The following is a 24,288-nucleotide window of genomic DNA, read 5'->3' as shown; positions in this document are numbered from 1 at the left end:
TCAGTAATAATAAAGACAATGATTTGGTTTTCGTATAGGTCAATCCTTTCGCAATTAAGACCGGGGTGGCAATTCCTCCGCCCCGGTCTTATTCTCTCTGTTTTATCCATTTTGCTCGCAGTATTCCCCCAATAAAAAAAGCCCTTATGCATCATGCATAAGAGCCTCTATGTTTATGCGGAAGGCGGGATTTGAACCCGCACGCCTGTTCGGCGCTACCCCCTCAAGATAGTGTGTCTACCAATTCCACCACTTCCGCCGATCTTTTTCCGCTCTCACTGGCTGTCGGCCGGAACCGGTAACCCCGGATTTCCCTCGATCCCGCCCTCGGCCGGAACCCCCAGGGAGGTATCACCCACTGGCGGCATCGCCTGCTGGGCCGCCTGCTGACGAGCCATCTCTTCTTGAGCCTTCTCCGTTACAACCGAACCGGAACTTTCGGTGACCTGCCGCCCGGTGCGATGACTCGACATGAAAGCCAGAACGCCGCAGTTGATCATGAAAACAATAGCCAGAACCGTTGTCGCTTTAGAAAGAAAAGATGCCGCGCCGCGTCCGCCGAAAACCGCCCCGGTCAATCCGGATCCGCCGCCGCCGAATGCCCCGGCCAGGCCCTCGCCCTTGGCCGACTGCATCAAAACCACAATCACCAGCAGAACACATACCAGCGTGTGAAAGACTACCATTACCGTAAACAATGTACCATCCTCCGTCTATACAGATGTAATAATTCTCGTAAACTCGTCCACCTTGAGGCTGGCGCCGCCGACCAGACCGCCGTCGATATCGGGCTGGCTTACCAGTCCCGCGGCATTGTCACCCTTCATCGATCCACCATAGAGAATCGAAATATTATCGGCGACATGGCCGTACCGATCGTGCAGTCTTTCCCGAATAAAGGCATGGACCTCCTGGGCCATTTCGGGAGTGGCCGTCCTGCCGGTGCCGATAGCCCAAACCGGTTCGTAAGCGATAATCACTTTCCGCATCTGTTCGGAATCGAGACCGTCAAGAGAGCCGTTAATCTGACCGCTGACAACCTCCTCGGTTTTACCCGCTTCACGTTCGTCAATTTTTTCACCGACGCAAACAATAGGAAGGAGTCCGGTTTTCAGCGCCAGCTTAACCTTCTTATTGACAACAGCATCGGTCTCGGCGAAGAATTCCCTTCGTTCCGAGTGGCCCAAAATAACATAAGAAACCCCGGATGTCAAGAGCATTGATGGGGCTATTTCCCCGGTAAACGCCCCCGACTCGGCGAAATACATATTCTGGGCCCCGAGATAAATACTGCTGCCTTTCAACACCTTGGCGACTTCACTTAAAGCTGTAAACGGAGGACAGATTATCACCCGCGGTTTTTCGGCAGTCCCGACATTGTTTCTAAGCCCCTGGGCGAGTTCCACCGCCTCGCCGAGAGTTTTGTTCATTTTCCAGTTTCCGGCGATTATTGTCAATCTCATGGAATTTCCCTCCTCTCAGGCATCGGTCAGGGCCGCCACACCCGGCAGGATTTTCCCTTCCAGGAATTCCAGGGAGGCTCCACCTCCGGTGGAAATATGCGACAGCTTATCATCAAGGCCGCAATGACTTACCGCCGCGGCCGAATCGCCGCCCCCGACTATGGTAACCGCCCCCCCGGCAGTGAGATCCGCCAGCATCCGGGCAATCGCCATAGTTCCGGTGGCGAATTTTTCATGCTCAAAAACACCCATAGGGCCGTTCCAGAGAACCGTCTTGGCCTGCCCCAGTTCCCTTTTAAAGGCTTTCACCGTTTCCGGCCCGATATCCAACCCCATTCCCCAATCCGGGATACTGTCGACCCCGACCACCGAGGTCTCGGCCGTATCGGATATTTCTTTGGCCACCACAAAATCGACCGGGAAAATCAGCTTGATTTTCTTCTCCCCGGCCTTTTTGAGAATGTCTTTGGCCAGGGCAATTTTATCATCCTCACACAGCGACTTGCCGATGGCCTTTCCCATCGCCTTGAAGAAGGTAAACACCATTCCCCCGCCGATAATAATGGCCTCGGTTTTATCCATAAGATTGGTGATAACATCGATCTTACCCGATATTTTGGCACCGCCCAGGATGGCCGCAAAGGGGCGTTTGGGCTGGGCCAGGGCGCGACCGAGATAGTCAAGCTCTTTTTCCATCAGGTAACCGGCCGCGGACTGTTTGAAATATTTGGTCACTCCCTCGGTTGAAGCGTGCGCCCGATGTGCCGAACCGAAAGCATCATTGACATATATATCAGCCAGCGCGGCCAATCTTTTGGCAAACTCTGGATCGTTATCGGTCTCCTCCTTGTGAAAACGGAGGTTTTCCAGAAGCAGGACATCGCCGTTCTCGAGTGCATCAACCATGGCGTCGACCATATCTCCGACACAATCGGGAGCCATCCTGACCTCGGTCTTCAATAATTCTGATAATCTGACGGCTACCGGCTTGAGCGACATTTCGGGAACCGCTTTGCCCTTGGGACGTCCCAGATGACTGCAGAGAATTACCCGGCCGCCATCGCCGATGATTTTCTTGATAGTCGGCAGTGAACCGACAATCCGGCGGTCATCGGTGATATGCTGTTTATCATCGAGAGGAACATTGAAATCCACCCGGACCAGCACCCGCCGTCCGGCAAAATTGATATTTTTTATAGACAGCTTATTCATAGCTCTCCTCCAGGCCAGAGGCCGGTGAAGAAGATGCTCGTTTAGAGCATCTTCTTGATCATGTCAACCATGCGGCACGAGAATCCCCACTCGTTATCGTACCACGAAAAGACCTTGACGAAATTCCCCTGGGCCATGGTCAGTCCGGAATCGAACACGGAACTGTGGGCATTACCGATAATATCCGTGGAGACAATCGGCTCCTCGGTATATTCCAGAATCCCTTTCATCGGACCATCGGCGGCCTTCTTCATGGCCTGATTGATACTTTCGACAGTCGCTTCCTTTTCCAGGATGGCCGCCAGATCGACAATCGAAGCATCCGGGGTCGGGACCCGCATGGCACATCCATCCATCTTGCCCTTAAGAGCCGGGATAACTTCCGAGATAGCCTTGGCGGCGCCGGTTGTGGTCGGGATCATCGACAGTGCGGCGGCCCGGGCCCGGCGTAAATCTTTATGCGGCAGATCGAGAATTTTCTGGTCGTTGGTATAGGAGTGAATGGTGGTCATGAAACCTTTGACAATACCGAAATTATCCAGAAGAACCTTGACCACCGGGGCCAGGCAGTTGGTGGTGCAACTGCCAATGGAAATAATATTATGTTTGCCTTTATCGTATTCCTTGTCGTTGACACCGATCACAAAGGTTCCATCGGGTTTCTTGGCCGGGGCGGAAATAAGCACTTTTTTGGCGCCGGCGGCGATATGTTTACCGGCGGAATCGCGATCGCGGAAAAGACCGGTCGATTCAACTATAACTTGCGCCCCAAGTTTACCCCAGGGCAGATTACCGGGATCGCGCTCGGCCATAATGGGGATCTTCTTCCCATCGACAATCAGGTTTTTGTCATCGTGGCCGACCTCACCTTTGTACTTGCCATGAATCGAATCATATTTGAGAAGATGCGCCAGGGTTTTGGCATCGGTTATATCGTTAATACCGACAATCTCGACATCGGTCCTATGGGCCGCCCTTAGGACCAGGCGCCCGATTCGTCCAAATCCATTGATTCCAACCTTGATCGACATAAAATAACCTCCTGGTCAATTATGATATAAGTTCATTTGCTGAAGACGTAGCCCACTCCGAGAGTTATCGACCACCCGGAATAATCCTTTACCTGGGCTAGATTTTTCCCGAATTTAACCGGGACATACTTGGCGTTGGATGTCAGGGCCAATTGACTCGTTAGCGGCAAGTCTATGCCGCCGCTGAGCATATATGTAAATTTTGCCCGGCTTTCCTCGTATACAAAACCATAATAGGAAGAATAATATTCATCATAGCTGATAACATTCTGACTGCCGTAAACCAATCCCACTCCCGGTTGAAGGTAGAGATGAAAGGGTATATTGTCTATCTTATACAACGGGTAAAATTTCGCGGAGACGAAAATCGGATACAGATTAACCGAACTGGTGAAGGTGGTGACTCCCAGTTCATCATCGCGCCGATATTCAACATCCCCCCGGCTGTAAATACCGATCATGATTTCGACGGCCAGGGGTCGGGCGAGACGATGAGCATAGAAAAATTCGGCATAAACACTGCTTTTGGAAAAATCGATTTCTTCGGTTTGTGTCCCATTATCACCGGTATTGGTCCACACTCCAATACGGCCGCCGGCCATATGCCTGTCAAGAAATCCGCTCCGGGTAATCTCAATACTCAAAACCTCCCGGAAGGGAATCAGAATCAATACAGCCAGTAATGGAATTAAAACGATTGACTTTTTAAGCACTCGGCACCTCATCGGTGTTTATCATATATTTACATGTTTCTATTCAATACGCAATCAGTACGTTTATCGGCCTGTTTTATTTATTTAATGCCATTATATATATTTTTTTACCTTTATAATCCAGAAGAAGTTCAAATTCCTGTAACAGCAGATTACCCATATTACCATTGACTCGCAATGATCCGATAACTCCGGTTTCGGATTGAGCGATTAAAAGCGGCGGTTTGCTTATTCGTACCGCCCCGATCTGAAAATCATCGCCCGTAGCGGCATAAACATCGGACAGCCCCCCAACCCCGCCAAGATTGCCCTGCATGGTATCAATGTTGGTGAAAGTCTTCGCCAGGTCGTTATCCTCGACAAATGAATGATGCAGAATGAGACTGAAAGGATTACCCAGATCAATCAGGAACTTGCCGTCCACATCGCCGTATCTGGCATTCACCAGCGGGATTTTCATGATATATTCGAAATCGATACCGAGGCTGGAATCGGGTGGTACAAATGTTTCCGGATTATACAGCACCATGACCGAATCGGCATAATTGATTTTTATCGGGAACCGTGATAAGAGATCATGTCCCAGAACTCCCCCGATTTCCCCCGGGGCATCCAGCGCCATAGCCGAAAAATCTATGACTCCAACGACTTCATCGTAAATCATCACTCCGCCGACAGCCAACGAATCGATTCGGGTCAATGAGGCGCTTCCATAACCAGCAATTCCTTTGGCCGGAAGATCCCCCTCCGGTTTAAGACCAATTTTCTCGGCATATTCACGATCGACTACATTGGTTCCCGCCCCTGAATCAAGAATAAAGAACTCCGGCGGCAGCCCATTGATCGACGCCTTAAGGAAAATGTGGCCATTGTGATAAACAAACGGCACCACCACGGAATCGCGATCGACCGGGAAGACAAAATTGTCGGCACCTTCGGGAATCATTTCGAACAGCGAAAAATCGACTGGCACATTGAATTCAATAGTATCGGTTACGGCCGTCATATTGAGTTGGGGAACCGATGACTTACTTTTACTGACAAACGGAATTTCCATTCCATCGATCATTCGGAAATCGGACAGGTAATTCATGATAGAAATTTCATCGAGTCTTTCTTCGACTATTTCCAGCCGGCGGCTGGCAGTGTTGAAATACAACCAGAGTGAATCGCCGAAATCGGGAACGGCCGAAAAAACATGATAAGAAATTTCTTCCATCGTGGTATCGCCGGCATATTGCACCTGACCGCTCAGGCAGTTATCGAGAAAATAACACATACCGGTCATATAAACGCCGGAAATAATATTTTTCCTGTCACCGCCGGTTAATTCCATGTACTGGCCGTTCTGATCCCTGATCCAGGCCGTTTCCCCGTCAAAGCCCTGGGTCATTTTCAGAATCCCCAAATCTATTTCAGTATGCATCATGCCCGGCGCGGCATAAATAAATTCCGAGTGCCCGGTAAGACCGGCCATATCTATCCGGGCCATAGCCCGGATGGTCCCTATGGATTTTAATTTTTGCAGTTCATCCGGGGTTATCATATTTCCGATCTCAAGAGCGAACGAAATTCCGGCTATCCCTGCTATCAGGCTTGACAGCACAAAAATCAATTTTAACGACTTCATAATATCTCCCATTTTATTTCAGTTAATATTCCGTCCAATAATAATCGGCCATAACCATCAAACCGACCAGAATCCATGACATTACCAGTGATGTTCCGCCATAACTCAGAAACGGTAGTGGCAATCCTGTTACCGGGGTCAATCCAAGAGTCATTCCGACATTAACAAAGAACTGAAAAAAGAGAATGGTCAGGGCGCCCCAGGCCAGGTTGGAGGCAAACCGGGAGCGACAGCGGGCGGCGATTTTTATACCCCGATAAAAAATGAAGGCGAATATGGCCACCACAATCAGGGTTCCAAGAAGACCGAATTCCTCGCCGAGAACCGAAAAAATAAAATCGGTATGTCTTTCTGGGAGGAATTTCAACTGGCTCTGTGAACCGCCCAGGTAACCTTTACCGAACAATCCTCCCGAGCCGACCGCGATCTTGGATTGAATAATCTGATAACCGGTCCCGCGGGGATCGCGCCCGGGATCAAGAAAAGTCAGGATTCGTAATTTCTGATAGTCGGCCAGCCGATTCCAGACAAAGGGCGTAACCATTCCGAAAGCAAGGTTAATAATGACCGTATAAAAACTGAAAAGCAAACCCGGTCGGACCATCATAAGAACGATAATAAGAATAATCAGGTAAATGACCCAGGTTATCCAGTGAAAAGCCGCCATCAAGGAAAACAACGGCGAAATTATCAGAAGAAGATAGACCGGTGATAATCCCGACCAGAACCAGAGACTCAACAAAAGAGCCACAAAAACCAGGGATGTCCCCAGATCAGGCTGGCGCATAATTAAAATGACCGGGACAAGGGTCAGCAATCCGGAAATAAACAGCCGTCGTTTGGAATGCGGCGGTAATTTGGTATAGGCCAAAAACCTCGAAAGAGTTATCAGAAGAGCCAGTTTGGCGGTATCGGAGGGAGTCAGATTGACCGGCCCGAATGAGAACCATCGAGCCGCCCCGTATTTGGCCTGACCAATAAAGAGGACCAGAATCAGAAGGACTAAAGTCAATCCATAAAAAAAATAAGCCAGGTAATCGAGCATCCGGAGCGGGAGATTAATCGCGGCCATGAAAATAACCAGCGATATTAATAACCATAGTAGTTGCTTGATATAAAAATTCAGGGATTGATCGGTGGCGGCATCGAATTGCGCCGAATAAATCAAGAGGACACCGATAATGGAAAGAGCCAAAGCCGCCAGAATCAGACGCCAGTCAAGATGTTTATATACCAGGGTCATTCCCCACCATCCTGTATGGGCGGATTTGAGGCCGCCATAGAATCTTTCTGCGTCAGGTAATATCGCATAATCCGGCCGGCGATCGGTGCGGCAACTTCGGAACCATGACCGGCATTTTCCACCAATGCTACCACAACGATTCGCGGATCATCGGAAGGAGCAAAAGCGGCGAACCAGGAATGATCCTCACCATGAGGATTCTGAGCGGTTCCGGTTTTCCCCGAAATATTATAATATTTATTCCTTAGACCCCTGGCCGTTCCGCGTTCTCCCTGAACCACCAATTCCAGAGCCTCAGTCAAAATTGTCATGGTTTTTTTGGAAAACGGAAGAGTGAACGAAAGGACCGGCGCGACATCTTCATGACTGCCATCGGGATGAATAATCTCCTTCAGAAGATGCGGTCGATAAACCTTACCCTCATTGGCCAGACCGCAGTAAAACTGGGCCAATTGCAGGGGGGTGATGGTAAACTCGCCCTGTCCGATGGCCAGATTCAGAACCAGATACGGAGTCCACTTATGCGGGCCATAAAGCTTATCATAATAGGCCGAATTGGGAACTATTCCGGCCAGTTCGCCGGGTAAATCAATGCTGGTCTTTTTGCCGAAGCCGCATCTGCGAGCATACTCACCCCAGGCATCGACTCCCATCATCTGACCCAGTTGATAAAAATAAACATCGCACGACTGCTCGATGGCGTGAACCATATTCAGTTTTCCATGTCCACCCCGCTCCCAGCATTTGAAAAAACGATTCCCGAATTGCATTCCGCCAAAACAGGGTTTAAGCAGATATTCCTCGGTCACCAGCCCAAGCTCCAGAGCCGCCCCGGCCGTAATTAACTTGGCGGTCGAACCCGGCGGATACAAACCCGTCAGAGGTCGGTTTAAAAGCGGATGGTTGGAGTCGGAGACAATTTGCTCCCAGATCTCGGGCGCAATCACACCTGAAAAAATATTGGCATCGAAATCCGGAAAAGAAGCCAGGCCGAGAATATCCCCCGTTCTCGGATCCATTGCCACAACGGCGCCACTGTAATCCAGACTATCGAACTGGGAGACTATGAATCTTTGCAAATCCCGGTCAATAGTCAAAATCAGATCATTACCCGGGACAGCCGGAGTTTTTTCTTTACCTTCATATGGGCCGACAATCTGACCCCGGGCGGACACCTCGATAAACTCGGTTCCCTCAATACCCCGGAGAAGCCGATCATAAGTTTTTTCTATGCCCTGTTTCCCGACCAGGCTACCGAGGCGATAATCCCGTTCGCCGCCGGATTTAATTTCCTCAGGAGATACTTCACCGATATGTCCTATAAATGTGGCGGCCGATAGAGAATCGGCATAGCGGCGAACCGATTCGGCGCTGTAGGTAATTCCCGGGTAACTCTGGCCCTGTTCTTCGAGGATCGATATAATATCGATCCCGAGCCCTCTCTTGATCGGGGAAGGAATATAGCGACTGATAAAATTGGCTTTGGCTCGTTTTTCAATATCATCTTCATCCATTTCGAGCAGCACCGATAGCCTGGGCAAAGTGACATCTTTTACCCGTTCGAAGGGCACCAGGGAAACGGTAAAAGACAGACGATTATCGGCGATAACCTGCAGGTTGCGGTCGTAAACCAGACCGCGTTTGGGTATAACCGGCTGGATTCGAATACGATTGCTTTCCGATTGCTCCTGAAACATGCGGTGTTTAAGGACCTGGTGATACACCAAACCGCCAATAACAGCCAGGAGAGCCAGAATAACAAAGGCCCCGCCGATTTTTTCCCTCAGATCGGTTCCGATAAAAAAACTTTTCATGTTAAAAGAGCGCTTTTGCCTTTTGCCAGGTTATACGACCGTCTTTGAGCTGAAAGAAGAGCCAACCGATAATAAGTGAATAAACGGTTCCGGGTATAATTGATCGAAAGAACATATAGATGAAATCGGATGTTGAAATCAACAGGGTCATCAGAATCCCGTGAATGAATAAAAAAGCCGCCAGTATCAGTATCCTTGAAAGACTCGAATCCAGATTCAATTTGGAGCTAATATGATTGGCTGCTAAACCTATGGCCGGCAAGGCGAACATTTCCCAGGGCATCAGATCAAGTCTCTGCGTCCCGGCAATAATCGCCGCGCACAGGGCAAACCAGAGTGTCGTGGTTTCACCTTTATACAGGGCCACCATAGTCACCAGAAGAGCGGTTAGATCAATCACGGCACCGTAAATGGATGTAATGTCGGCCAGGATGGTCAGATGCAGTGCCAGAAGAAACAGATACAATATATAAGGAATAATTCTCATGATTCTTCACTGATTAATATATACAATTCATCAATCTCAAAAAAGTTGACGGTCGGTTTCAGGCGAACCGACTTGAGAATGTCACCCCGCTCGGCCCAGACCGTATCAACGATCGCCACTGAAAGACCCGACGGATAAACACCGCCCAGGCCTGATGAAATAATCAGGTCTCCCTCTTTAATATCGGAATCGGCCGGGAGATTGTCGAAGTACATCCCCAGAGCAGGAGAAAAACGAACAATACCTATCTGGCGGCTCTCGGCGACCCGTCCGGAAACAGCATTGGCCGGATCGGTCAGAAGAATAACGGTGGCATGATCAGGCATCACTTCCTTGATTTTTCCCACCAGACCGAACCGGTTGACCACCGGTTGATTGATCCGGATGGAATCGCGGCTGCCCTTATTTATCATTGCCGCTACCGGATATATATTCTGCATCAAGGCCACTATTTTGACCGGAACAACCCGGAAATTTTCAGGAGGTTCGAAACCGAGGAATTCACGTAATCGCTGATTCTCCCGCCGCGCCTCGGTCATCACATTAAGTTGAAGTGAGGACTCGGCAATCAGACTTCGCAATTGCCGGTTTTCCTCGGCCACATCCTGCAAACCGATGATATAATGCTTGAATTTCGAAAAGGGACTGAAAAAAACGGTCGCGGCGATATTTCCCAGCAGAGGTCTGAAAAAACCGGCCGAAAACACCGTTAATAGAAATATAATCGACGCCAGAATAAGGCTGATAAACCGACGATTTTTATAAAAAACCGCCGAGAACCATGTCATCGCCAAGGCCTCCCTGCCCTAGATATTTTCTATTCCACCGTATCAATCATCTGGAGCAGTTCCCCAGGTGAGGTAACAGACATCATTTTCTTACGATTTTCTTCCGACTTCATTATGTACGATAGCCGGGCCATGACATTAAGGTGTGCCCCGATTGCATCCTCCGGTGCGGCTATAAGGAAAAAGAGATGAACCGGCTTGTGATCCATTGCGTCGAAATCGATACCGCCATCGGATCGGCCGAAGGCAATGACGATGCCTTTGGTAGCCTTCGTCTTGGCATGCGGAAAGGCAACCCCGTAACCAACCCCGGTGGTTACCAGTTCCTCGCGATCCCTGACATCTTTCAGCAGTTCCTCGCCGTCTTTAACAAGTTGAGATTTGGAGGCAAGCTTAACCAGTTCATCGAGAATTTTATCTTTTTCTTTCGATTTCAGATTGAAGGAGATAAGTTCTTCGGAGCAAAATTTCGATAATTTCATATAGCAACCCCTGCCTAAAAACTTTCCGCTTCGTCTATGAGGAGGACCGGGATATCATTCTCCACCCTGAAAGCCAGACGACAGCTTTGGCAATTAAGTCTGTTTTCATCCTTTTTATACGTCAATTCCCCCTTGCACTTGGGGCATACTATGATTTCCAGTAAACGATCAGAAAGAGCCATAGCAAATACCTCCTATTCCTGGTATACTCCCATACGGCGGAATTTCTCCAGTCTCTGTTTCAACAGCTGATCGGCCGGAAGTTTTTCCAACTCAAGAATGGCCGACGTTATTTTGGTCTTAACCGCGGCGGCCGCAAGATCATGGTTGTTATGAGCGCCACCCGGCGGCTCCTTGATAACTTCATCAATAACTTTCAATTCCATATTATCGGCGGAAGTCAATTTGAGCCCCTCAGCCGCCTCGGAGGCATGACTGGAATCGCGCCATAAAATGGCCGCACAGGCTTCCGGGGAGATGACCGAATACCAGGCATATTCAAGCATATAGATTCGATCGCCGATACCGATACCCAGAGCCCCGCCGGAGGCTCCCTCGCCGATAATGACAATGACGATAGGCACGGTTAAAACGGCCATTTCGCGTAAATTGCGGGCGATCGCCTCGGCCTGGCCCCGCTCCTCAGCTCCGATACCCGGGAAAGCTCCGGGAGTATCAATGAGGATGACAATCGGCTTGTTGAATTTCTCAGCCATCTTAAAAAACCGTAACGCCTTGCGATAACCCTCGGGGTGCATCATTCCGAAATTACGATACAGCTTCTGCTTGGTGTCGCGCCCTTTCTGCTGGCCGATAATCATCACCTGGTGTCCGTCAATCCGGGCAAATCCGCCTACCAGCGCTTTATCATCGGCAAAATACCGATCGCCATGAAGTTCGATGAAATCGGTCGTCATGCGGTTAATATAATCGAGGCAGTAAGGACGACGAGGATGCCGGGCCAGCTGGACCTTTTGCCATCGGGTCAGGTTGGTGAATATATCGTGACGCATTTTCTCCACCTTGCCTTCAAGCAATTTAATCTCGCCTGACAGCTCCAGATTGGCCCCGGAAGCAAAATCCCGCATATCGGAGATTTTCTTCTCCAGTTCCACAATCGGTTTCTCGAAATCGAGAATTTGTCTTTCTTCCATACTCAAATCCCGCCGGTAACCATAGCCTAACCGGCCGCATTATCTTTTTTCATACGGGAAATTAAGATAAAATATATTATGAAAATTACAACCATAAAAAGGATCAAAAAAGTCAAAACCATAACCCGGCTGAATAATATCATGGCCAGGGAAATGAAGCCGAAAAACAGGCCGGTCAGGTAAAAAAGGGCAACAATCTGCCTCTGGTTCAGACCGGCATAGGCCAAATAATGGAAAATATGCCGCCGGTCGGCCTTCATAACATTTTTGCCGGCCGCCAACCTTCGGAAAAATGACGATACGGCCTCGATCAGTGGCACTCCCAAAACCACCAGGGGCATAAAAAGGGCCGCCGTCGCAAATGATTTAATAGGAAAAACCAGCGATATTACGGCAAAAAAATAACCGATTAAAAGGGAACCGCTGTCGCCCAGAAATATCCGGGCCGGATAGCGGTTATAAATCCAGAAAGCCAGAAGCGCCCCGAAAAGGGCCAGGGAAAAAACCACCACCCCCTCGACCTGAAATAAAAGACCGATTATTGCCAGGGTAATCGAGGCTATGACCGAAACACCGGTCGCCAGACCATCCAGGCCATCAATTAAATTCATGGCATTTGACAAAGCAATCACCCAGACAACCGTGATCAATACCGCAAAACCACCGACCGGAACCGAACCATAGATGGGGACCGATATGAATTCAACGGATAACCCCCCGAAAAACAGAACCAATCCGGCCAGAGTCTGAATGGCTAATTTCAACCAGGCTGATAACGGTTTTAAATCATCAACTAAACCCACCAGGTATATCAGTAGCGAGCCAGCCAGTATATTAGGGAGAGCCGGGAAAAGGTCGTCAAGACCATCCTCCACAAACAAAATATAGAGCAGAAGGCTGATCCATACGGCCGCCAGAATGGCTGTTCCGCCAAGAATCGGGGTTGGTTTTTTGTGACGTTTATGTCTCCCAGGGTAATCCAGCAGTGAATATTTCCAGCACAATCTGATAATTCCCAGGGTCAGTATCAGAGAAATTATGAACGATATAAAGATAAGAATTAGAAAGTTAAAATTCAGCATATCCGTATCCGCCCTGAAAGGGGCTATTTTTCCCGCAACAGGTCTTTCATTGTTAACATAGTAAAGTTAATAATCAAGGCTACGGGCAATAAAAAAAGCGAAAAGCCGTTAGGATAATGCTTGAGGAAATATTTCCAGGCTGACAGGTGATGGTGAAAACGTCGCCTAAAGCTCGACGCCGGGGTTCCCCGTCCCCATAAATGAACGGCTCCGGCCCCGGGGACGAAATAAACGGTTCGATCGGCCCGCGAGATACGCAAACACAAATCAGTATCTTCCATAAAAAGAAAAAATCTCTCATCGAAACCGCCGATTTTCAAAAAAAACTCCCGTTCCATCATCAAACAGGTGGCGGCGGCGGCAGGAACCGATGTTATTTTATCAAAATCACCTAGGGTGTACCGACCATGTCCCGATTTGTCTTTGCCCGCCGCAAGGGCCGAACCGCGGGAAAAGAAGATATTCTTCATATCGGGGAAATTACGGCAGGTCGGTTGAAAAGAATTATCTTCATTTCGCAACCGGGCGGCTACCGCGCCGGCATCAGGTCTGGCTCCGAAAACTTCAAGTAACTCGCTCAAGCACCCCTTATCGAGAATAAGATCGGGATTGGCAAACAGGAGATACTTTCCCCGGGCAACCTCGGCGGCCCGGTTGTTTCCGGCCGCAAATCCAAGGTTTTTATTCGATTGAATGATTTGAATATTCGGCGAAACCGAGCGAATGGCGTTAATCGTAGCATCGGAGGAATTATTATCGTACACCAGGACTTCTCCCCTGACTGATGCCATTTCAGCCATCAGAGATTTGAGAGCCGGAACGATATTACTCTCGGAATTGAAAGTAACCATAAGGGCAGAGATTTCGATAGGTGAAGGATTCAAAGGAGACACTTATTTCAACTTGCCAAAGATTGACATTAATCTCAAATACCAGACTTTCCAGATGGCTTCCCGGACAATTTTCTTGGACATCTTGGAACTTCCGAATTCGCGGTCGGTAAAGATGATCGGGATTTCCTTGATACGAAATCCCTTCTTCCAGACCCGCATGGATAGCTCAATCTGGAATATATAACCGTTGGATCGGATAGCATCGAGATCAATGGCCTGAAGAACTTCCCGTCGAAAACATTTGAAACCGCCGGTCCCGTCTCTTACCGGTAAGCCGGTCACCAGCCGGGTATAAGTATTGGCATAGTACGACAAAAGCAGCCGGCTCATGGGCCAGTTGACGACATTGACACCCGAAATATATCTCGAACCGAGAACCAGGTCGCAATCTTCAATGGTTCTGAGAAAATCCGGAAGATATTTGGGATCATGCGAAAAATCGGCATCCATCTCGAATATATAGTCGAAGCCGCGTTCCAGGGCCCATTTGAAACCGGCCAGATAAGCCCGGCCCAGGCCCTCTTTAACCGTTCTGTGGAGGACATTAATACGAGCATTATCCCCGGCCAGGCGGTCGGCGATTTCCCCGGTTCCATCGGGCGAACTATCATCTACTACCAGAACGTTGATTCGTGGATCCTTTTCCAGAACGGCGGCGATTATTCTTTCTATGTTTTCTTTCTCATTATAAGTGGGAAAGATAATCAGGGCCTTTTTATCGTCAGTCATTATACTTGAACCGTCTTTTTCTTTTCAATAAACCACATTACTAAATTGACGATTAATATAGCCCCGATCAAGATAAGTGTCAAGATCGTCACTGTCTTCGCCGGGGCACTATCTGAGCGGTTATACTTGAAAAGAACCTGTCCGGTTCCGGCCTTGATCGGAACCGCCCGGAAAGAGCCATCGGCCCGCAGGATATCAACCTTCCGGCCATCGGCAAAGGCCTCCCAGGATCGATAGTAATTGTCGGTGAGAACTAAAATAGCATCATTCTGAGCCCGGCAGTTGATTAATATGGAATCATTGGCATATGATACTATCGTCACCGGATTATAAACAGTATCGATCGGCTTAAACTGATCCGGTAGCGGCTCCTCGAGATATACAAACCGCGAGAGATCGCGATCGCCGGCCATGATACGAGGATAAATATCCTTTCTTTCCGGGATGATTTCATATCCGCCGGCCAGAAAAGCCCGAGGCAGGGCATTATCGTTTTCATATACCTTCAGACGCCCGAAATCCCTGACCAGCCGAAGGGAATCCGGTCCGAAATAATTCGGCGGTAATTGCATCTCCTGGGGAGCCAGGATATAACGGGTATTAACCAGATTGAGAAAATGGGGATTGATTAAATTGGATTGTGCCGAACCTCCAAGAAGATCATCGTACCAGCGGAGCTGATTACCATGGTAACCGGTGACCACTTCAATATTGAAGAATGGAAGATAATTCTGCCTGACACCGGCCTGATTGGCCAGATTTAAAACCCGGAATTCCCCTTGAATATTACTGAAAAACTCGGTCAGGGCATTGGCCGAAAAAGCCGGTTTATAATCGAAAATACTGACAAACCGGGAATCAAAACGAACCCCGTCGATCATCATCACCAAAGGTATAAAAAGAAATACCAGCGCTCCCGTTTTTCGCGAAACAACCAGCCAGATCAAAACGGCCACTATGGCTATAAACAAAAACATCAGCCATAATCCGGTTTGCAGGTTGGGCAGGTTCATTAGAGCCAGATTCCATTTGGACATTCCCTGACCGACCATGGCGGTTTTAGCGTTACCGTAGAAAATTGAGCTGTACAGGGAAAGCATCCCCTCCCCGGCTCCGGCAAACAGCATGGCCAGAATCAAGATCACGGCCGGTACTGCTATTATATATGTTACCAGCTTTTTTCGAGTACGAGATGATTTTTCGAAAGCGCGATCCAAAAGATATTGGACGCCCATTCCGGCCAAAAGTGACATCGAGAACAGAAATATAAACATGATAGTCGATGGCGCCCGAAGGGATTTCACCATCGGAATTAAATAATAGAAAACTCTGAAAAACGGTGTACTGCCCCCGAGAGCATAAATAAAAGTGAACAAGGCCAGAGCCCCGAAGAAAATACTTTCTTTTTTTCGGTAGAAAAAGAGACCGATCATGGCCAGAAAAAGAGTGATAGTACCGGCATACTCGGAATTATCTTTAAAAGCATTCTTGCCCCAGTAATAATTGCCCTCACCACTGCTTGTCCCGGAGAATTCGGGGATAGCCGCCGAAACCGCCTCCTCGGCATGCATCGACCATGACGTGGCCCATTCATAACCCCGCTTGCTTTCCGCCCGGGGCGAAAAATTCTTGGTGTACACATATCCGGGATAAAATTGGATTGCCGAAAGAAACAGCCCTATCACTACCGCCGCCGCCAGGAGTACTCCCGGAGAGATCACTTTCGCAATGGATCCGATCTCCCGGTACAGAACGACAAGCTTGAAAATACCATAAAGTGCCAGAGCCCAGAGGGTATAGTACGACAACTGCGGATGGGGGCTGAGAATAATAATCCCGATGACCAGACCCAGCAGAGTGAAATTCAGGATCGGTTTTCGATCAAAAGCACGGTCAAGAAACAGGATTGTCAATGGAAATAGGGTTGCCACGAATATTTTTCCATCATGGCCCGGTGCCACCATCGAGACAATAACCCCGGCGAACATATATCCTGCCCCGGCCACTGCCGAGGCTGTCTTCGACAGCTTGAATTGCCGGGCCGCAAAATACATAAAGAGCCCCGACAAATAAATATGAATAACCAGGTTTATTCCCAGGTTGCGATAAAAATTCCCGACGAATTTAAGAATCGACAGGGGGTAAAAAGTATCGCCGTGAAAAGCATCGATAAAAGGCATTCCGCCGAATATATAGGGATTCCAGACCGGAACACTTCCGTGAGCTTTGAAGTACTCCACATAAAAATGGCGAAAAAACAAACCGGCGTTAAGAGTATCGGAACCGAACAGCATCTTGTCGGAAAAAAGAAATTGGCGGAATAAAATAATCACGCCGACCAGCATCACCGCGGCAAAGGCCGGGAAAAACCAGGGGGATTTTTCTATGCTCTGGAAAATATCGGCGGCGCGGCCGGTCTTCTCTGCTTTTCTTTTTGCGGCGGCCAAAATCTATCTCCCGTATATAAATTGAATAAGGTTCAATCGGAATTACGGTTCTTCCCGGTTATCCGTGCTGTCATCAAGCAATTTCCTGCGAACCGCCGACAACTCCTCCTTCATGGCAGCCAGGCTTTCGGCCAGAAAACCGAGAATGAAGAGGGCCGATCCGAGCCCGATCAGGAGCAATACCAGGTAGAGCATGGGACGGAAACCCTGCTCCTCGACAAACCTTAGATACAGAGCATATAGGCCAACCAGGGTCCCTAACCCAAAAAAGATAAAGCCGATCATTCCGAAAAAGAGTAACGGTTTTTTCAGAAGCGACAGTTGGGTTTTAACAGCCAGCATATCGAGAACCCCGACCGCAATTCGGAATAATCCTGAGAATTTCGATTTGCCCCAGCGACGATCGTACAGGGGCATTTTGACCTCATCGATTTTGTACCCCTGGTCGGCGGCCAGAACAATCAGGTAGCGGTGCCAGTCACGACGCAGGAACATGTTCCTGACCACTTCGGCTTTAAAGGCCTTGACCGAGTTGAGATCATGTACCTTAAGTCCGAATATTTTTCGGGAAAGGTAATTATAAACCGAAGAAACGAATCGTTTCTGGTATTTCCCCTGCTTCCACCCGGCCACCAGATCAATATCTTTTTCGATTATGGGCGCCACCAGGGCGGGAATATCCTCGGGGAGATACTGCAGATCAGCCGGATAGAAAACATAAATATTTCCCGAAGCGGCGCCGAATCCGGTCTGAAGGGCTTCAGTCAGTCCCTGGTTGTGGTGGTGGCGGCGGCAAACGATAAAATCATATCGCCCGGCGGCTTCTTTGATTTCATTATAAGTGCCATCGGTCGAACCATCATCCACCAGAACCAGTTCAAACCGGTAGTCAGATTTTTTTACCATTTCACCGAAAAGCCGGCAAAACTCCGGAATATTGCCTTCCTCATTACAGGCGGGGATGATAACGGAAACAAGATTATCCAAGCGTCTACGAATCCTTCCGGGCAAGCAGTTCATCGATATCCCTGATAAGTTTCCTTGAATCAGGATTGTATTTCCGGGCCAATTCGATTTCGCGATAGCCCTTTTTCTCTAAGTCGGTGTTCCCTGTCAATTTATACATATCAATATAAAATTCAGCGAGCTTAAAATGCAAGTAAAAATCAGTCGAGTTGAATTCGATCCCCTTCTTAAAATAATACTCGGCCTCGTCATACAATTCGCTTTCCCGGGCAATAATAGCCGAGGCCAGGTTAGCGGTCTGGTTATCGGGATGATTTTGCAGATAATACTGCAAATAGCTATGCCCGGAAACGGCATCCTCATTTTTAAAAGACTCCAGGGCATGTTCATAAGATGAAAGCTGGTAACGCCGGGCCGAAGTATTTCCTGTGAATCCGGCCACCCGATAGAGATTGACATCCCGTCCCCCCACCCGGTATTTTGCGATTGAAACCGCCTGTTCCATTAATTCGGGATAACTTTCCCCGGCGCTTTCCTCATTACTGATATCCAGAAGCAAATGTGTCACCGGGTATTTTTCAAAGAAATCGGGATCGGCTTTGGCCACCCCGAACATATGAATGAAATTCATCAACCGGTTTTCGTGGGTAAATGCGGGAGCATAGGGACCCGAAACAACCGCCTCCTGTGATAGTATGGTGCCAAGATCCCTGGAATTATTGACCGTCAAAAAAGTCGCTGAATCGGACCAACTGATATATCTGATCGCCGATGGAACCAGGGCCGCAATTACAGCGGCGAGAATAAATACATTCCTGAAAACCCGTCCGGGAGACTTGAAAAATCTTGGCCGAAGACGCATCAGCAGGGTCACTGCCACAGAAATTACTATGGCCGTAACCAGAACCGTGTTGCGAACTTCGGTATAATGATACGGATACCCCAATGCATTATAAATTGGACCGATCAACTGGTAAACCGGGATTAAAACCAGGATAAAAAAGAAAACATGAAACAGCCAGTATCCCCGGCGATCAAGAGGGGATTGTGAGCCATTGATTAAATTGGCCAGAAAAACACCGGCCAGACCGCAGATCGGGTAAATCAACATGGTTTGATACCGCAGGGGACGATAATTCCAGATCATTAGTGAGCCATAGGCCGCCAGCACTAGGGCAATCATGAAGACAATCCCCGGTGTCAATCCGAAAAATTTATTTTTCCAGCTTGCCTTGAATCCAATTCGAAAAACAAAAATGAGAATAATCCCCCACGTCAGCAAAGCCGGGACAGGCATCCGCTGAAACAGATAACTTTTGGCCCCGAAGGAAAGCCAGTTATAAATGAAAATGTCGAAATTCTTAAAAGCATCCGGGGTACCATAAAGATCGACCGCCTGCTCCTCAAGATAGCCGGTGACAGCCCGCGAGGCGGGCAGATAGCTGTAGAAATACCAGAAGATCATAACCGCCGCGAATCCGATACAGAATAGACTATAACGGATAATTAATTTCCTCCAATCCGGTCGATATTCACCAAAATAGGAGTAGACAGAATAAACGGCGAACGGAAACAAATATATTAAGCCGATAACCTTACCGAAGAAAATCCCGACGGCCAGAAATAAACCGGAAATGAAAAAGGCATATGCCCGACGGCCATAAAGCAAAACGGTAAATGAAAGCACCGCGAATAAATTCATGCTGTTTTCAAGAAACGGCAGACGTCCGAAAAAAATCTGGGTATATTCGAGCGATATAAAAATGAGATAAAAGAGAGCCGCCAATGAACCGGCCGTCTTACGGACAACAAAATACATCAGGATTATGGTGGGGTACGAAAACAGCAGGCCGCATAAATTGGCCTGCCAGTAACCGACCCCGAAAATTTTAAAAACCCCCAGCGATAGCAATGTCATGGTCGATTTCAAAAAGAATATCAGCCGGAAATCATGAAGCGGATTAAAGGAACCCCAGAGAATATAATTGCGCGCAAAGGCGATATATTGCCCCGGATCGGTATAAACCCCGTGACTGGCCGACAGACCGACCGGAGGATCGGCGGTGAGCTGATTCAATCTCAGAATCAGGGCCATCACTGCCAGAACTGTAAAGGCCATCGCCTCGGTTTTCAAGGGCAGATTATATAGCTTTTTAGGATGCAAAGAATTCCTTTGTTTTCTCGGCAATATACTCTATCTGCTCATCGTGTAATTCCGGGTAAATAGGAAGAGAAAGTATTCGCTCCGCCAGAGATTCGGTCACAGGACAACAATCGGCCGTCAAACCGGCCCGCCGGAAAGCTTCCTGTTTATGAACCGGAATGGGATAATGAATCATGGTCGGAATACCGTTTTTCAGAAGAAATTCCTGCAATTGGTCGCGTCTGTCCGTCTCGATAACATACTGATGATACACCTGGTAATGATCCGGCAACTGCGCCGGGAGTCGAATCGGCAGTTCACTGAGTTTTTCGCCATACATCCCGGCAATCTGATTGCGCCGGGCATTCCATCCGTCGAGATGCCTGAGTTTAACGTCCAGCACCGCCCCCTGAATACCATCCATACGCGCATTGTATCCAATCAGATCATGATAATATTTTTTGTCCGAGCCATGATCACGAAGTCTCCGCAAGGTGGCCGCCAGATTGTCATCCGAGGTGGTAATCGCCCCCGCCTCACCATAAGCCCCCAGGTTTTTTCCGGGATAAAATGAAAATCCGGCGGCAACACCGATCGAACCAGACCGGCGATTTTTATACCGGGCTCCCTGCGCCTGGGCCGCATCCTCGACCACCATGATATTTTTCTTCCGGGCGATATTCTCAATGGCATCCATCTCGGCCATGGAACCATACAGGTGAACCGGCACGATGACTCTGGTTTTTGTCGTAATGGCTGCTTCGATTCGAGCCGGATTGATATTGCGGGTGACCCGATCAACATCAACCAGAACCGGCCTGGCCCCGGTATGGACAATGGCCGCCACCGTGGCAATAAATGTATTGGCCGCCGTGATAATCTCTTCACCCGGCCCGACTCCCAAGCCCTTGAGAATCAAAAAAAGCGCCGAGGTTCCGGAATCGACAGCTATGACATGTCTTACTCCGCAATAATCGGCGAAGTGCTCCTCAAAGCGTTTCACGGCCGGTCCAAGCGCAAAACTACTGCTTTCGATTACGCCCGCTATGCCCGTATCGATTTCATTCTTGATCGAATCGTATTGGGCTTTCAAATCCAGAAATTTAATATTCATGATTCTCCGTTGCGATGCTGTTTTGACAATAATAATAATCGGCGACATCCAAGTCAAGGCCGGGTCGGTGGACAGTTATTTCTGACAGGAGGGGATGATTATTCGTCGGCAGAAAGCAGTTCTTTATAACGAAAACAATCAATGATATGATCGTTGACCATCCCGACCGCCTGCATGAAAGCGTAACAGATGGTCGGTCCAACAAAACGAAAACCGTTTCTTTTCAAATCCCGGCTCATCGTTTTCGAGAGATAAGTCTCGGCCGGGAGTTCTTTTATGGTCTTCCATCGGTTTCTAACAGGACGGCCATCGACAAAATCCCATATATAATCGGCAAAATGCCCGTGATGTTGACAGATTTCAATATAAGCGTTGGCATTGGCAATAATCGCCCCGATTTTAAGCCGATTACGGATTATCCCCTCGTTTTGCATCAGCTTATTGATTTTCGCTTCGGAATAACGGGCGATTTTTTCGGGATTGAAATTATCAAAAGCGGTCCGATAATTCTCGCGTTTCTTTAAAATCGTCGACCAGCTCAGACCGGCCTGCATACCTTCGAGAACAAGAAATTCAAAGAGCTTTCTATCATCACGCACCGGCACACCCCATTCGCGGTCATGATACCTAACCATTAACGGATCATTACCCGCCCAGGCACATCGTCTGATCGGCTTTTGTCTCATTTATAATTTCAATTCCACCAGGGGGCGGGAATGCGAATGGCGTTGAATTATTTTAAATCCGGCGGCTTCGAACATTTCCAGCGGTCCGGTATAAACGAAGGCGGCCGGAAGTTTTTGGCCGTCCTTTGTCCGCGGGGTCGGGTAGGCTTCAATGATTTTCACTCTACGCTTTTTAATATATTTTACGGCCGCCTCGAGCATCATCCGGGCCAGTCCTTCACGGCGATAATGTCGCTCAATAAAAAAACAGTTGATGCACCAGATTTGAGTGACATCGGTCATATCTTCCCTGCGGTAGGCCTTCATCCCCTCCAAACGGGGATAATCGATACGGGGACCATAGGAACACCAGCCAACCGCTTTCTCGCCATTGAAAGCCAGCAAACCGGTCACCCGGTTTTCCATGAATAACTTCTTCATCATCTTTTTGGCCGGGGAACCTTTGGTGGCATCCCAGGTCTTGCCCCCTTTAGACACCCGCCACCACTGGCACCAGCATCCGCCGCAGGCACCGTTTTCACCGAAAAGGGCCTCGAAAGCCGGCCATAACTCAGATGAAACCTCTTTGAATGAATATTTCACCGGCTCTTTCCGATTTGCCATAAATCCTTCAATCACAAATTCTGAATGGCTCGATCATAGGGAATAAATCCGGGGATTCCCTTGACCAGGGTCAGATTGGGTTTATGGAAAGCCGGGTCATCACGGATAACCTTCAGCAATTTTTCGCGCTCGGCCGGTTCGGCCAGATGGGCAATTCCGATAGCCCGTTCACCCAGACTCAGTTTCCGGGGATCGAAAGCCCCATACTCGGTTACTATTATGGCCTGATCGGCCGGAATCGAGGTGGTGGTAATACCGGCAGGACAGCGGTCTACAATCTTTGAGATTCCGGCCCGGGTGCTCGACTTAAGAGCAATAATGGCTACTCCACCCTCGGAATACTGAGCGCCACGGATAAAATCGGCCTGTCCCCCGACCCCGCTGTATATCTGGCGGGCATCAAGCGAATCGGCCCAGATATTTCCATGCAGATCGACCCCGATGGCGCTGTTGATGGTTACCATTTTGGGATGGGCCGCAATATTGAATACGGAATTGGTATAATCCGAGGGACGGCTTTGAATTGAGCTGTTATAATGATACCAGTCGTAATCCTCAGCTGTCTCGGCAAGAAAAATCGATGAGATGGAAAAATTGATATCCTTTTTCCAGCGGTTGGTCACCACTCCCTTCCGGACCAGTTTAATCATGGCGCTGGCGAACAACTCGGTATGAATCCCAAGATCCCCGACCCCTTTGCGAATTATGGCATCGGTTACCGCTTCGGGGACTTCGCCGATACCATACTGAAGGGTCGATCCCGGTTCACTTCCTGTACCATCGGAAATATACAGCGAAGCGATTATCTCCCCAATTCTTCTGGCTCGTTCATCCGGATCATGAACCGGGCTGACCGGCAGAGGATAATCGGAATCAATCAAATAATCAATATAATTTTCGGGAATGGTGGTCCCGAGAACAAAAGGCATCTGTTTATTGCGCTCGGCAATAACCACTCCACCTTTGCGACGAACCGACTGGATGGCGGCCAGAACACCTTCCACCGTGGTCCCCAGGCTGTAATTACCGGCCGGATCAGGTCCGCTGACACAGATCAGGACAATATCGAATCCCTCACTTAACCGGGCATACTTGGGAACTTCCGAGAGATGCATCGGATGATACTTGGCCCAGCCCCGATTGACCGCCTCACGGGTAATATTACTGTTGAAAATGACCCGGTGAGTAATCCCCTGGCAGCGTTCCTCGCTAAAAAGAGGTTTGATTCTCTCTCCCAGAAGGAGAATGCTGTAGAGGGCGATATGCTTGATCGACATATCGCGGGCCAAGTGCTCCAGCAGGGTTTGCGGAGTGGCGGCATTCCCCGAGGTATAAATTACACTGCGGGGTTTGAAGATGGTCGGATTGACCACTTCCGAAACATCGGCTACTATTTTCATTGTATTATAAAATGCTACCTTTAGGGGTTATAATGTTATAATTTCAAATTAACCCGTCTGACGACCGGAAAATAATACCCGACGGCTAAATGTTCAATAGAAAACAGATAAAGGAAGAAGATAAATCCATGATGTTTATGCTGGTTCAGGTCTCCGGCAGACATAAAAAAGCGGAAGGGGTGGGAATCGAACCCACCGGAGACGGCAC

General features: G+C 48.7%; 23 protein-coding genes and 1 tRNA gene. All 24 read right to left on the bottom strand.

What is annotated here, in order from left to right:
• Positions 1–176: 176 nt before the first annotated feature.
• Positions 177–259, bottom strand: a tRNA-Leu gene (locus JXQ28_12695).
• Between the two features lie 16 nt (positions 260–275).
• Positions 276–698: a preprotein translocase subunit SecG gene (gene secG / locus JXQ28_12690; GenBank protein MBN2278590.1), complete on the bottom strand. Its 423-nt coding sequence runs from the start codon at positions 696–698 to the stop codon at positions 276–278.
• Between the two features lie 15 nt (positions 699–713).
• Entirely contained in the window at positions 714–1,463 is a 750-nt protein-coding gene (locus JXQ28_12685) for a triose-phosphate isomerase (protein ID MBN2278589.1), read from the bottom strand.
• A 15-nt stretch (positions 1,464–1,478) separates the two neighbouring features.
• Positions 1,479–2,675 (bottom strand): phosphoglycerate kinase, encoded by a 1,197-nt coding sequence (locus tag JXQ28_12680; protein ID MBN2278588.1) that lies wholly within the window; start codon positions 2,673–2,675, stop codon positions 1,479–1,481.
• 41 nt (positions 2,676–2,716) lie between these two features.
• Complete coding sequence (gap, locus tag JXQ28_12675; GenBank protein MBN2278587.1) at positions 2,717–3,706, bottom strand: type I glyceraldehyde-3-phosphate dehydrogenase; 990 nt, start codon at positions 3,704–3,706, stop codon at positions 2,717–2,719.
• A gap of 32 nt (positions 3,707–3,738) precedes the next feature.
• The gene (locus JXQ28_12670; protein MBN2278586.1) at positions 3,739–4,419 is read right to left on the bottom strand and encodes a hypothetical protein; all 681 of its coding nucleotides are present in this window, start codon (positions 4,417–4,419) and stop codon (positions 3,739–3,741) included.
• 76 nt (positions 4,420–4,495) lie between these two features.
• Positions 4,496–6,049, bottom strand: a complete 1,554-nt coding sequence (locus JXQ28_12665) for an aspartyl protease family protein (GenBank protein MBN2278585.1) — start codon at positions 6,047–6,049, stop codon at positions 4,496–4,498.
• A gap of 22 nt (positions 6,050–6,071) precedes the next feature.
• A complete protein-coding gene (rodA, locus tag JXQ28_12660) occupies positions 6,072–7,292 on the bottom strand; it encodes a rod shape-determining protein RodA (GenBank protein MBN2278584.1) in 1,221 nt (406 codons plus the stop codon).
• Positions 7,289–9,106 (bottom strand): penicillin-binding protein 2, encoded by a 1,818-nt coding sequence (mrdA, locus tag JXQ28_12655; protein ID MBN2278583.1) that lies wholly within the window; start codon positions 9,104–9,106, stop codon positions 7,289–7,291. The genes rodA and mrdA overlap by 4 nt, the downstream gene beginning before the upstream one ends.
• A gap of 1 nt (position 9,107) precedes the next feature.
• Positions 9,108–9,593, bottom strand: a complete 486-nt coding sequence (locus JXQ28_12650; GenBank protein MBN2278582.1) for a hypothetical protein — start codon at positions 9,591–9,593, stop codon at positions 9,108–9,110.
• Entirely contained in the window at positions 9,590–10,381 is a 792-nt protein-coding gene (gene mreC / locus JXQ28_12645) for a rod shape-determining protein MreC (GenBank protein MBN2278581.1), read from the bottom strand. Before mreC ends, JXQ28_12650 begins: the two co-directional genes overlap by 4 nt.
• Positions 10,382–10,410: 29 nt before the next feature.
• Positions 10,411–10,863 (bottom strand): PTS sugar transporter subunit IIA, encoded by a 453-nt coding sequence (locus tag JXQ28_12640; GenBank protein MBN2278580.1) that lies wholly within the window; start codon positions 10,861–10,863, stop codon positions 10,411–10,413.
• A gap of 14 nt (positions 10,864–10,877) precedes the next feature.
• Positions 10,878–11,045 carry a Trm112 family protein gene (locus JXQ28_12635; protein MBN2278579.1) on the bottom strand — a complete coding sequence of 56 codons (168 nt, stop codon included), beginning with the start codon at positions 11,043–11,045 and terminating at the stop codon, positions 10,878–10,880.
• Between the two features lie 12 nt (positions 11,046–11,057).
• On the bottom strand, positions 11,058–12,017 hold the full coding sequence (locus JXQ28_12630; GenBank protein ID MBN2278578.1) for an acetyl-CoA carboxylase carboxyltransferase subunit alpha: 960 nt from the start codon (positions 12,015–12,017) through the stop codon (positions 11,058–11,060).
• 26 nt (positions 12,018–12,043) lie between these two features.
• Positions 12,044–13,099, bottom strand: a complete 1,056-nt coding sequence (locus JXQ28_12625; GenBank protein ID MBN2278577.1) for an undecaprenyl/decaprenyl-phosphate alpha-N-acetylglucosaminyl 1-phosphate transferase — start codon at positions 13,097–13,099, stop codon at positions 12,044–12,046.
• A 23-nt stretch (positions 13,100–13,122) separates the two neighbouring features.
• Positions 13,123–13,983, bottom strand: coding sequence for a glycosyltransferase family 2 protein (locus JXQ28_12620; GenBank protein MBN2278576.1), 861 nt, complete (start codon positions 13,981–13,983; stop codon positions 13,123–13,125).
• A gap of 9 nt (positions 13,984–13,992) precedes the next feature.
• Positions 13,993–14,721 carry a polyprenol monophosphomannose synthase gene (locus tag JXQ28_12615; protein ID MBN2278575.1) on the bottom strand — a complete coding sequence of 243 codons (729 nt, stop codon included), beginning with the start codon at positions 14,719–14,721 and terminating at the stop codon, positions 13,993–13,995.
• On the bottom strand, positions 14,721–17,168 hold the full coding sequence (locus JXQ28_12610; protein ID MBN2278574.1) for a hypothetical protein: 2,448 nt from the start codon (positions 17,166–17,168) through the stop codon (positions 14,721–14,723). Before JXQ28_12610 ends, JXQ28_12615 begins: the two co-directional genes overlap by 1 nt.
• Positions 17,169–17,210: 42 nt before the next feature.
• Positions 17,211–18,155, bottom strand: a complete 945-nt coding sequence (locus tag JXQ28_12605) for a glycosyltransferase family 2 protein (protein ID MBN2278573.1) — start codon at positions 18,153–18,155, stop codon at positions 17,211–17,213.
• 4 nt (positions 18,156–18,159) lie between these two features.
• Entirely contained in the window at positions 18,160–20,298 is a 2,139-nt protein-coding gene (locus JXQ28_12600) for a hypothetical protein (GenBank protein ID MBN2278572.1), read from the bottom strand.
• The gene (locus tag JXQ28_12595; GenBank protein ID MBN2278571.1) at positions 20,288–21,391 is read right to left on the bottom strand and encodes a DegT/DnrJ/EryC1/StrS family aminotransferase; all 1,104 of its coding nucleotides are present in this window, start codon (positions 21,389–21,391) and stop codon (positions 20,288–20,290) included. The genes JXQ28_12600 and JXQ28_12595 overlap by 11 nt, the downstream gene beginning before the upstream one ends.
• Positions 21,392–21,489: 98 nt before the next feature.
• Positions 21,490–22,077, bottom strand: a complete 588-nt coding sequence (locus JXQ28_12590) for a DNA-3-methyladenine glycosylase I (GenBank protein MBN2278570.1) — start codon at positions 22,075–22,077, stop codon at positions 21,490–21,492.
• Complete coding sequence (locus JXQ28_12585; protein MBN2278569.1) at positions 22,078–22,680, bottom strand: GNAT family N-acetyltransferase; 603 nt, start codon at positions 22,678–22,680, stop codon at positions 22,078–22,080.
• Between the two features lie 11 nt (positions 22,681–22,691).
• Positions 22,692–24,080 (bottom strand): acetyl-CoA hydrolase/transferase family protein, encoded by a 1,389-nt coding sequence (locus JXQ28_12580; protein MBN2278568.1) that lies wholly within the window; start codon positions 24,078–24,080, stop codon positions 22,692–22,694.
• Positions 24,081–24,288: the final 208 nt, after the last annotated feature.

It is taken from the genome of Candidatus Zixiibacteriota bacterium, from assembly GCA_016933955.1.
GTDB lineage: Bacteria > Zixibacteria > MSB-5A5 > GN15 > PGXB01 > JAFGTT01.
The sequence above is the reverse complement of the archived record's forward strand: the minus strand, read 5'-3'. Positions and strand labels throughout refer to the sequence as shown.